Raw genomic sequence first — 11095 nt, forward strand, 5'->3', positions numbered from 1 at the left:
CTCATGGCATTCCCGCAGCCCACAAGGGGTTTGAGGGATCGTTGACGACGGCAGACCACCGCTGATAAACCTGCGCTTCACCCATCGTCACCCCAAGATCCACGACAGATCCCCCGACGCGAGGTCACGTCCCATGGTCATGGTCACGAAGGCTCCACCCCGTTCCGCCCCCGCCCGCAGAGCGCTCCGGCTGCTGCTCGCCTCCGGTCTCACCGCCGCCTCCCTCGTGGCGGTCCCCGGTACCGCCGCCGCGGAGGACGACAAGGCCGCAGGGAACACGCTCACCGTCGCCGTCTCGCAGAGCATCGACTCGCTGAGCCCGTTCCTCGCCCAGAAGCTCACCTCGACCAGCGTCCACCGGCTGGCCTACGAGTACCTCACCAACTACGACGTGAAGGACGCCCGCCCCGTCCCGGGCCTGGCGACCGCGTGGACCACCTCGCCGGACAAGCTGACGTGGACGTACACCATCCGCGAGGACTCGAACTGGTCCGACGGGAAGCGGGCCACCGCCGAGGACGCGGCCTGGACCTTCAACAAGATGATGACCGACCCCGACGCCGCCACCGCCAACGGCAGCTTCACCGCCAACTTCGCCGAGGTCACCGCCCCCGACCCGCGGACGCTCGTCATCCGGCTGAAGAAGCCGCAGGCGACCATGACGGCGCTCGACGTGCCGATCGTGCCGAAGCACGTCTGGGAGAAGGTCGGCGACTTCTCCAAGTTCAACAACGACAAGCAGTTCCCGATCGTGGGCAACGGCCCGTTCGTCATCACGGACTACAAGGTCGACCAGTACATCAAGCTCAAGCCGAACAAGTCGTTCTGGCGGGGCGCGCCCAAGTTCGACGAGCTGGTCCTCAAGTACTACAAGGACGGTGACGCGGCCGTCGCCGCCCTCCAGAAGGGCGAGGTGTCCTTCGTACCGAACCTGACGCCCGCCCAGGCCGCCGCCCTGGGAACCCAGAAGAACATCAAGGTCAACGACGCGCCCGGCCGCCGCTTCTACGCCCTGGCCACCAACCCGGGCGCCAGGGCGCAGGACGGCAAGGGCTTCGGCAACGGCCACAAGGCGCTCCTCGACCCCGCCGTCCGCAAGGCGCTCTTCCTCTCGGTCGACCGCGCCACCCTCGTCGACAAGGTCTTCCAGGGACACGCGGTCGAGGGCGAGGGGTACATCCCGCCCCGCTTCGGCTCGTACTTCTGGAAGCCGCAGGACGCGCAGAAGCGGACGTACGACCCCGTCCAGGCCGACAAGCTGCTCTCCTCGGCCGGGTACCGGAAGAACGCCGAGGGCAAGCGGCTCGGCAAGGACGGCAGGCCCCTGGACCTCCGGATCCTCTGTCACGCCACCGACCCGAACGACAAGGCGGTCGGCAAGTACCTCCAGGAGTGGTGGGGCGAGCTGGGCATCGGCCTGAAGGTCGAGTGTCTGGACAGCGTCTCCGACCCCTGGGTCAAGGGCGACTACGACCTCGCCTTCGACGGCTGGTCGGTCAACCCCGACCCGGACTACGTCCTGTCGATCCACACCTGCGGCACGCTCCCCGAGACGCCGAAGGACTCCGGGGCCACCGACAACTTCATCTGCGACAAGGAGTTCGACGGCCTCTACGCGCAGCAGTCGGTGGAGTACGACGCCGCCAAGCGGGCGGATCTGGTGAAGCGGATGCAGTCCCGGCTGTACGACACGGGGTACATGAACATCATGGCCTACCCGAACGCCCTGGAGGCGTACCGCACGGACCAGATCGCGTCCATCACGACCATGCCCGAGGCAGCCGGGAACCTGTGGGGCCAGGACGGCTACTGGAGCTGGTGGTCGGCCGTTCCCGCAGCCTCGGCGTCCGGGGACTCCGGCGGAGGCGGCTCGTCGACCGGCGTGATCGTCGGGATCGGCGCGGCCGTGGTGGTCGTGGTCGGCCTCGGCGTCCTCCTCGGACTGCGCCGCCGCTCCACCGCCGACGACCGCGAGTAGTCCGTGACCACAGCCAGCACCGCCGCCGACGTGACGCGGGCCGAGAAGGCCCGCGTCACGGACGGCGCACCCCGCACCGGCGCTTCCCTCGGCTACCTCCGCCACGCGGCGGGGAAGCTGGGCGGCGCGCTCGTCTCCCTCTTCGCCGTCCTCGTCACCAGCTTCTTCCTCTTCCGGATCATCCCCGGTGACCCGGTGAAGGCGATGACCCACGGCATTCCCACCTCGGCCGAGCAGCTCGCCACGCTCCGCCGCCAGTTCGGGCTCGATCTGCCGCTCTGGCAGCAGTTCACCGACTACTGCGCCAAGGCGCTCAGCGGCGACCTCGGCACCTCGTTCCAGTTCCGCGCCCCGGTCGGGGAGCTGATCGCGGAGAAGCTGCCCGCGACCCTGCTCCTCACCGGCGTCGCGGTGGTCGTCTACTCCGCCCTCGGGCTCTGGCTCGGCACCCGCTCGGCCTGGCGCCACGGCGGCCTCGGCGACAAGCTGAACACCGGCATCGCGCTGACCCTGTGGTCGGTGCCCTCCTTCTGGCTCGGGCTGCTGCTCATCATCGTGTTCTCGGTCGGCATGGGCCCGGTCCCGGGACTCTTCCCGACCGGCGGCATGGAGTCGGGCACGGGCGAGACCGGCTTCGCGTACGTCCTCGACGTCGCCCACCACCTGGTGCTGCCCGTGGTCACGCTCGTGGCCGTCGGCTACGCGCAGACCCTCCTCGTGATGCGCTCCTCGCTCCTCGACGAGATGGGCGGCGACTATCTCACGACGGCGCGGGCGAAGGGTCTGCGCGACGACGAGGTGCGGCGCCGGCACGCCGTGCCGAACGCGCTCCTGCCCACCGTCACCATGATCTTCATCAACCTGGGCCATGTGGCGGCCGGGTCGATCCTGGTGGAGACGGTGTTCTCCTGGCCGGGACTCGGCGGGCTGTTCTACCAGGCGCTGAGCGTGCCCGACCTGCCGCTCGTCCAGGGGCTCTTCGTGGTCTTCGCCGGGGCGATGATCCTGATGAACCTGATCGCCGACCTGCTCTATCCGCTGCTCGACCCCCGGGTGGGCCGATGACCTCCTCCTCACCGACGACACCCTCCGAACCGACGACGCCCTCCGAACCGACGGCTCCCTCCCCGGCGGCGGCTCCCCCTCCACCGACGGCTCCCTCCTCCCCGACGACACCCCCCGGGCCGGCCGCTCCCCCCGGGCGCCCGGTCTCCTCGAAGAGGTCGCTGGCCCGGCAGCGCCGCCGGAGCACGGTGGCCCGCTTCTGGAAGGCGTACCGCACCCACCGCGCCGGGCTCTACGGCCTCGCCGGACTCGCCCTCATCGCGCTGCTCGCGCTCGCCGCCCCGCTGCTCGTCGGCTCCGACGTGCAGTCGGTGACGCAGGCGCCGGGCACGGCCCTGGAGCCGCCGAGCCTCGCGTTCCCCCTGGGCACCGACCAGTTCGGGCGCTCGCTGCTCGGCCTGCTGATCTGGGGCGCGCGGATCTCGCTGCTCGTCGGTCTGCTCGCGGCGGCCCTCTCGGTCGCCATCGGCACCCTGGTGGGGATCGTCGCCGGGCACTACGGCGGCTGGCTCTCGACCGTCGTCATGCGGATCACCGACTGGTTCCTGGTGATGCCCGCCCTGGTCCTCGCGATCGTGCTGGCCACCGTCATGTCCCGGTCGATGTGGACGGTCGTGCTGGCCATCGGGGTGACCTCCTGGCCGACCACGGCCCGCCTGGTGCGGGCGCAGACGATCGCGGTCGAGTCCCGCCCGTACATCGAGCGGGCGACCGCGCTGGGCGGCGGCCACGGGCACGTCATGAGCAGGCACGTGCTGCCGAACGTGATGCCGCTGGTGCTCGCGCAGACCACCCTCGGCATCTCGACCGCCATCCTCACCGAGGCGACCCTGGCCTTCCTCGGGCTCGGCGATCCGACGGTGGTCTCCTGGGGCGGCATGCTCCAGGACGCGCGCGAGGCGGGCGCGGTCTCCTCCGGGCACTGGTGGTACCTGGCGCCGCCCGGCATCGCCATCGCCCTGGTCGCGCTCGCGTTCACCCTGTGCGGCCGGGCCGTCGAGTCCGTGCTCAATCCGAAGCTGGGGGTGGGGCGATGAGCCTCCTGGAGGTACGGGACCTGAGGGTCACCTACGGCGCGGGCCCGGCCGCCGTGCCCGCCGTGCGCGGGGTCGACCTGACCCTGGAGGCGGGCAGCAAGCTGGGCGTGGCGGGCGAGTCCGGCTGCGGGAAGTCCACCCTCGCGCTCGCGCTGCTCCGGCTCCTGCCGGCCTCGGCGCGGATCGAGGGACGGATCCTGCTGGACGGCGACGACGTCCTCACCATGCAGTGGGGGCGCCTGAGGGCCGTGCGCTGGGCGGGCGCGTCGATCGTGTTCCAGGGCGCGATGCACTCGCTCAACGCGGTGCACCGGATCGGGGACCAGATCGCCGAGCCGGTGCTCGTGCACGGCGGGGCGACCCCGGCGGCGGCCCGCAGACGCGCCGGTGAGCTGCTCGAACACGTCGGTCTTCCGGCCGCCCGCGCCGCCGCCTATCCGCACGAGCTGTCCGGCGGTCAGCGCCAGCGCGTGATGATCGCGATGGCCCTCGCCTGCGACCCGCGGCTGATCGTCGCGGACGAGCCGACGACCGCGCTCGACGTGATGATCCAGGCGCAGATCCTGCGGCTGATCGAGCGGCTCGTCGCCGAGCAGTCCATCAGCCTCCTGATGATCAGCCACGACCTGGCGGTCCTCGCCGACACCTGCGACCGGCTCGCCGTGATGTACGCGGGCAGGGTCGTCGAGGAGGGGCCGGCGCGGGCGGTGTACGAGGCCGCCCGGCACCCCTACGGGCTCGCGCTCTCCTCGGCGTTCCCGCGCGTGGGGGACCTCGCCTCCCGGCGGGCCCCGCGCGGGCTGCCGGGCGACCCGCCGGACCCGGCGGACCTGCCCGGCGGCTGCACCTTCCATCCGCGCTGCCCGGTGGCGGTGGAAGCCTGTACGGAGCTCGACCAGGAACTACGGGAGGCGGGCGCGGGTCACCGGGCCGCCTGCGTCCATGTGGGGAGCACGCCATGAGTACGGAGACATCCGTGACGTCCGCGCCCGAGGCGACGTCCACCGGGCCGCTGCTCTCGGCGCGCGGGCTGCACGTCACCTTCCCGGGGCGGCGGGGAGCGCCGCCGGCGCGCGCGGTGGACGGGGTGGACCTGGACATCGGCGCGGGCGAGATCGTGGCCCTCGTCGGGGAGTCGGGCTGCGGCAAGACCACCCTCGCCCGGACGCTCCTCGGCCTGGTCCGGCCCACGTCGGGGACGGTCGCCTTCGACGGGAAGCCGCTCGCGTACTCCTCCGGGGCCCTCAAGGCCTACCGGAAGCGGGCGCAGCTGGTCCTCCAGGACCCGAGCGGCTCGCTGAACCCGCGGCACACCGTGTACGACGCGGTGGCGGAGGGCCTGCGGATCCACGGGTACGCGGGCGACGAGCGGGAGGCGGTCGCCGGGGCGCTCGCGCGGGCGGGGCTTCGGCCCCCGGAGCGGTTCTTCCTGCGCTACCCGCACGAACTGTCCGGCGGTCAGCGGCAGCGGGTGGTCATCGCGGGCGCGCTGGTCCTGGAACCCGAACTCATCGTCGCCGACGAGCCGGTGGCCTCCCTCGACGCGTCCGTACGGGGCGAGATCCTGGCCCTGCTGCTGCGCCTGCGGGACGAACTCGGCCTGTCCGCGCTCGTGGTGACGCACGATCTGGGACTGGCGTGGAACATCGCCGACCGGGTGGCGGTGATGTACCTGGGCCGGGTCGTGGAGACCGGGACGGTGGAGTCCGTCCTGACCCGTCCTCAGCATCCGTACACCCAGGCGCTGTTGTCGGTGCTCCCGGAGTCCGGGGGGACGCCGGTGGTGCTGACCGGTGAGCCGCCGGACCCGTCCCGGATCCCGTCCGGGTGCCGTTTCCACGCCCGGTGCCAGGTCCTCGCCTCGGGCGCGGCGGCCGCGGTCGCGGAGCGCTGCCGCGGCGAGGGCCTGCCGGTCCTGGACGGCGGCGGGGAGCAGTCGGTGGCCTGCCACTGGGTGGCGGCGCGGGAGCCGGTGCTCTGAGCCGGGCCGGGCCGGGGCCGCCGGTCGGGGGCCTCGGTCAGGGGGCTCGGTCAGGAGCCTCGGTCGGGTGCCTCGGTCAGGGCCCGAACGGCCGGCCTCGGCCGGCCCGCCTCGGGCGGCGAGACAGGGGGCGCCGACGCAGGGAGCCTCAGACCTGCGGGTGCTCCCGGTCGTACGCCTCCGTCAGCTCCTTGCAGCGCTTCACGTCGCCGGCCATCGCCTGGAGCAGGTCGTCCAGGGTGTCGAACTTGAGCATCCCGCGGACGTACTCCAGGAAGTCCACGGCCACGTGCAGCCCGTACAGGTCGAGCCCCTCGCGGTCGATCGCGTACGCCTCGACCGTCCGCTCCGTCCCGTCGAACTGCGGGTTCGTGCCGACCGAGATGGCCGCCGGCATCCGCTCCCCCGCGGCCGTCAGCCACCCCGCGTAGACGCCGTCCGCCGGGATCGCGGTGTGCGGGAGGGTCTCGACGTTGGCCGTCGGGAAGCCGAGTTCACGGCCGCGCTGCGCGCCGCGGACCACGATGCCCTCGACGCGGTGCGGGCGGCCGAGGATCTCGCCCGCGCCGGCCATGTCGCCCTCGGCGACGAGCCGGCGGGTGAGGGTGGAGGAGAAGGGATCGCCGCCGCCCGCCGCCCCGCTGACGTACAGGTCGATGACCTCGACCTCGTAGTCGTAGGTGGCGCCCAGCTCGGACAGGAAGGCGACGTTCCCGGCGGCCCGGTGGCCGAAGCGGAAGTTGGGGCCCTCGATGACGGCCTTCGCGTGCAGCTTGTCGACCAGCACCTTGACGATGAAGTCGGCCGGGGACAGCTGCGAGAACTCGGCGGTGAACGGCAGCACGAGCACCGCGTCCACCCCGAGACCGGCCATCAGTTCGGCCCGCCGGTGGTGCGGCGCGAGCAGCGGCGGATGGCTGCCGGGCCGTACGACCTCGGAGGGGTGCGGGTCGAAGGTGACCACGACGGAGGGGACGCCGAGCTCCCGGGCGCGCTCGACGGCCCGCCCGATGATCAGCTGGTGCCCGCGGTGCACACCGTCGTAGGAGCCGATGGTGACGACGCTGCGCCCCCAGTCCTGGGGGATGTCCTCCAAGCCACGCCAGCGCTGCACTGTGACCGCTCCTCGTCCGCCTGTTCGCCGATTACGCAGGTCTAAGACTGCCATGCCCACGGCCATCGGTTCGCATCGGCATGGGAGTGCCGTGGCTCCCGAGCGCCCGGAGGGTCTCCGGACCGAGCAGCGGCGCCCAGTCGCCGGGGGCGGCGACGGTCCAGCGGAGGAGCAGCGCGGCGAACGCGGGCCGCGAGCGGAGGAGTCCCGCGAGGGCCGGATCGAACCGCGCGGCGCCCTCGGGGGTACGGGCCCACAGGGTGCCGACCCGGTGCGCGAGCTCCCGGGTGCGCGGCTCGCTGCGCAGCTCCGCGCCCTCGGCGGCGGCCGTGAGCAGGGCGTCCAGGACGGTGAACTCCCCCGTCTCCGCCTCGTACCGCTCGTGCTCCAGGAGTACGTCGAGCAGTTCGGCCCGCAGGTGGCGGGAGGCGCCGGTGCCGGGCGCGGCGAGCACGGGGGCGAGGGCGCGGCGCACCGGCGCGGGGCGGCCCCGGATCAGACCGGTGACCAGCGGGAAGAGCACGGCCCTTGCCGCCGGGCCGTCCTCGAACCGCCGGTCGACGAAGCCGGCCACGTGCCCGGCGCCCTCGGGGTGACGGGCGACGTACTCGCGGACGAGGGAGGCCACCCGGCGGGCGAGGGCGGGCGCGTCGACCTCGGCGAGCGCCCGCAGGGCGGCGGCCGCCGCCTCGTCCGTGCCGTCCAGCCGGGTGTGGAAGGCGGCGAGCACCGGCCCCGGGTCGGCCGCCAGGGCCTCGGCGAGGGCGTCCGCGGGCACCCGGGGCTCGGCGAGGGCGCGGGGCAGATGGCGGGCGCGGGTGTGGGGGTCGCGGACGAGAAGGCCGAGGGCGGCGCCGTGGAGGGCCTGGTCGACGGGGCGGGCGAGCAGGGCGAGGGCGGCGTAGCGCAGGAGTTCGCGATCGGCGGAGGTGGTGGCGCGGCCGCAGACGAGATGTCCGTACGTGGCGGCCGCGACGCGCCGTTCCGGGCGCCCGTCGTCGTGCGCCCACCGGTCGACGGCCCGGCAGACGGCGGAGGGCTCGTCCTCGGCGAGGGCGGCGAGGAGACCGTCGGCGAGCGGGTGGGCGGTGGCCACGAGCGCCTCGCACAGGTCGTCGACGGCGAGCGCCCGGTGGGTGTGCAGCAGGACCTGGGCGGCGGTCGCGACGGTCGTGTGCGGGGCGGCGGGGAGCGGCCGGTCGTCGCCGAACCAGCGGCACAGGAGCGGCTGCACGCCCCGGGGGTCGGCGGCGAGCATCCCGGCGACGGCGTCGAGCGCCCGCTCGCCGTCGGGGGCGCCGCCGGGCGGTGGGTCGGCGGGGACGAGCCGCCGCAGCAGATCGATCCGCTCGTCCTCACCGAGCGGAAGCGCCAGCCAGAACTCCGGACCGAACGCCGCGAACACGGCGTGCCGCTGGGCACGGCCCCCGATCCGGTCGGCGAGGAGCCGCAGCGCGGGGAGGTACGGCCGGGGGTCGGGCAGCCTGCGCACGCTCTCCCGGAACAGCCGGGCGGCCCACCAGGGCCCGTCGCCGCAGGCGCCGTCCTCCTCCTCGGCGAAGCGGGCGAGGGCCTCGGCGAGCGCGGCGAGACGGGGGGCGAGGGCGGCGGGGCCGCGTTCGCGGTGGAGCAGCAGGAGCGCCTGGAGCACCGGGCCGATGCGGTGGCGCGGGACGGGCGGTGCGGCGCACACCCCGCCCTCGCCACCCCCCGAGTCGGCGGTCCGCTGCCGGGGCACGGCGGGCGCGGTCTCGGTGGGACCGGGGCGTCCGGCGGGTCCGGGCGCTCCGGTGGGACGGGGCCCGGCCGAGCCGGCGCGTCCGGCGGAACCGGCAGGGCCGAGCGGACCGGAGGCGGTGATCCCGCCGGATCGGTCCGCGGCTCCGGGCGGGCCGGCGGCGCCCCTCCGGCCGGCGAGGTCGGGGGCGCCCGGCCGGGGCCTCCGGTCAGGGGGCGTGCCCGGGCCGAGCAGGGCCTCGAGGGCACCGTCCAGGTCCAGGTGCGCCGCCTGGACCCAGTCGGCCAGCTCCTCGTGGGCGAAGCGGTAGCCGGACCCCGCCGGGACGAGGAGGCCCTCGGTGAGGACGGCCGAGGCCCACCCCTCCCGCCAGGGGAAGAGCTCCTCGAAGGAGGTGCGGTCGAGGACCCCGTGCCCGGGGCCGAGGCACCGGCGGGCCGCCTCGTGGACCTGCCCGGTCACCCGGGCGGCGAGCCGGCGCACGGCGGTCCCCCGGAGGAGGGGCCGGGAGCCGGCCGCGATCCGGACGGCGACCCGCAGGCACATCAGGTCCAGGTGGGCGGTGAAGATCTCCTCGCGTCCGGGCCGTCCGGGCACCTCCCCCGGCAGCGCGGCCCGTACCTCGGCGAGCAGCCGCAGGGCCAGCGGGTGCCGGGCGTCGGCCTCGGCGAGGGCCGTCTCCGCCAGGCCGTACCCCTCGCGCACGGCCCGTGCCTCGGTCGCGGAGTAGGGGCCGAGGACGAGGGCGGCGGGCAGTCCGTCCCCGGGGCCGGCGACCGGGCGGTGCAGGGCGCCCGGGGTGTAGAGGGCCCCGGACCGCTCCCAGTGCTCGGGGCGGCAGGCGGTGACGAGGTGGACGTGGTGGGCGCGGAGCCACCCCTCGGTGGCCGCCGTCCAGTCGGCCAGCCGGTGGGCGAGGAGCGGCGGCATCTCCTCGGGCCCGTCGAGGACGACGAGGAGCGGGCGGCCGGCCTCGTGGGCGAGCGCGGCGGCCCGTTCCGGGGTGGCGGCGGTGTCGCCGAGCGCCCCGGAGGCGGCGACGATGCGGCCGGCCTGGTGGAGGGCGCGCTCGACGGCGTCGGCGAGCGAGCGGTCCCCGGCGCGCAGGTCGGCCCCGCGCAGCCGGACGGTCGGGGCCGGTGCCACCCCCCGGGCGCGACGGGCGCAGAGCGCGGCGAGGGCGGTGGTGCGGCCGGTGCCGGGGGCGCCGACGAGGGCGAGGACCGGCGCCTCGCCGGCGGTGAAGCGGGCGAACTCGCGGACGCACTCGGGGCGCTCGACGGGTTCGGGCCAGGGGTCGGGTTCCCGTACGGGTCCGGTGGAGGTGGCGGTCAGCTCCAGGATCGCGGCGAGGTTGAGGTCCGGTCCGTAGGCGGGGACGGTGGCCGCGTTGCGCCGGAGGAGGGAGGTGAGGGCGCCTTCGGGCCGCAGGGTCACCGCGTATCCGGCGGCGGGGCGGTCGCCGTGCAGGGCGGTGCCGAGCACGGCGAGGACGGTGCCGGTGGCGGTGTCGAGGACGGGGCCCCCGGCGGCCTCCCCGCCGAGCCGGAGGGCCTCGGCGCCCTCGGTGCCGATGGCGAGTTCGAGGGCGTCGGCAAGGGCGTGGAAGCGGTCGCGTGCGCTGTACGTGACGGCGGCGGGGCCGAGCACGCGCGCCTCGCGCCAGCCGTGGGCGGCGATCCGGACGTAGGTGCCGGGTTCGATCTCGGCGCGGGTGGCCAGCGGCAGCGGGCGGACGCCGAGCCCTTCGGTCCGTACGAGTGCGAGGCCGCTCTCCGGCAGACGGGTGACGGTCTCGGTGTCGGCGAGCCAGCTCCGGTCGCCGGGGGCGTGCAGGACGACACGGCTGAGCCCGTCGACGGCTTCGTGACTGGTGACGACCGTTCCGTGGTGGTCGGCGAGGAATCCGGTGCCGCGCGGCCGGCCCGCCAGATCGCAGATCCGCACCAGCGTCGCCAGGTCCCCGCGTCCCATGGTGTCGACGGTAGGCCGCCGGTGATCACTCGGAGGCGTACGGAGGGAAACGCGCCCCCTGGCACTCCCCCGTTCACTCCGAGCGCCTCCCCGATGGGGTGGTTCTTCGGCGTTCCGTGGGACAGGCTCCCCCGGGGGAAACAAGGGGGAGAACAGGTGGGGGGGGGGGGGGGGCGGGGGCGCCCCCCCCCCCCCCGACGGAGGCCGC

General features: G+C 74.7%; 7 protein-coding genes. 5 read left to right on the top strand and 2 right to left on the bottom strand.

Annotated features, from left to right (window positions below; translation table 11 throughout):
• Positions 1–139: 139 nt before the first annotated feature.
• The 5 genes from ABT129_RS34490 to ABT129_RS34510 are packed head-to-tail and all read left to right on the top strand — an operon-like array spanning position 140 to position 6061.
• Positions 140–1978: an ABC transporter substrate-binding protein gene (locus ABT129_RS34490; RefSeq protein WP_351909568.1), complete on the top strand. Its 1839-nt coding sequence runs from the start codon at positions 140–142 to the stop codon at positions 1976–1978.
• A 3-nt stretch (positions 1979–1981) separates the two neighbouring features.
• The gene (locus tag ABT129_RS34495) at positions 1982–3043 is read left to right on the top strand and encodes an ABC transporter permease (RefSeq protein ID WP_351909554.1); all 1062 of its coding nucleotides are present in this window, start codon (positions 1982–1984) and stop codon (positions 3041–3043) included.
• A complete protein-coding gene (locus ABT129_RS34500; protein WP_351909556.1) occupies positions 3040–4080 on the top strand; it encodes an ABC transporter permease in 1041 nt (346 codons plus the stop codon). Before ABT129_RS34495 ends, ABT129_RS34500 begins: the two co-directional genes overlap by 4 nt.
• Entirely contained in the window at positions 4077–5042 is a 966-nt protein-coding gene (locus ABT129_RS34505) for an ABC transporter ATP-binding protein (RefSeq protein WP_351909558.1), read from the top strand. The genes ABT129_RS34500 and ABT129_RS34505 overlap by 4 nt, the downstream gene beginning before the upstream one ends.
• A complete protein-coding gene (locus ABT129_RS34510) occupies positions 5039–6061 on the top strand; it encodes an ABC transporter ATP-binding protein (RefSeq protein WP_351909560.1) in 1023 nt (340 codons plus the stop codon). The genes ABT129_RS34505 and ABT129_RS34510 overlap by 4 nt, the downstream gene beginning before the upstream one ends.
• A 148-nt stretch (positions 6062–6209) precedes the next feature.
• Here ABT129_RS34510 and ABT129_RS34515 read toward each other — a convergent pair whose 3' ends face one another.
• Together ABT129_RS34515 and ABT129_RS34520 are read right to left on the bottom strand one after the other, a co-directional pair.
• The gene (locus ABT129_RS34515) at positions 6210–7175 is read right to left on the bottom strand and encodes a bifunctional riboflavin kinase/FAD synthetase (protein ID WP_351909562.1); all 966 of its coding nucleotides are present in this window, start codon (positions 7173–7175) and stop codon (positions 6210–6212) included.
• Positions 7176–7206: 31 nt separating this feature from the next.
• The gene (locus ABT129_RS34520) at positions 7207–10887 is read right to left on the bottom strand and encodes a trypsin-like peptidase domain-containing protein (RefSeq protein WP_351909564.1); all 3681 of its coding nucleotides are present in this window, start codon (positions 10885–10887) and stop codon (positions 7207–7209) included.
• Positions 10888–11095 lie beyond the last annotated feature (208 nt).

The sequence above is a fragment of the Streptomyces sp. NPDC002057 genome, from assembly GCF_040296665.1.
Taxonomy (GTDB): domain Bacteria; phylum Actinomycetota; class Actinomycetes; order Streptomycetales; family Streptomycetaceae; genus Streptomyces.

Coding starts and splice junctions, on each gene's coding strand:
- ABT129_RS34500 (WP_351909556.1), top strand. CDS start 3,040: ATGACCTCCTCCTCACCGACGACACCCTCCGAACCGACGACGCCCTCC.
- ABT129_RS34490 (WP_351909568.1), top strand. CDS start 140: ATGGTCACGAAGGCTCCACCCCGTTCCGCCCCCGCCCGCAGAGCGCTC.
- ABT129_RS34520 (WP_351909564.1), bottom strand. CDS start 10,887: ATGGGACGCGGGGACCTGGCGACGCTGGTGCGGATCTGCGATCTGGCG.
- ABT129_RS34510 (WP_351909560.1), top strand. CDS start 5,039: ATGAGTACGGAGACATCCGTGACGTCCGCGCCCGAGGCGACGTCCACC.
- ABT129_RS34505 (WP_351909558.1), top strand. CDS start 4,077: ATGAGCCTCCTGGAGGTACGGGACCTGAGGGTCACCTACGGCGCGGGC.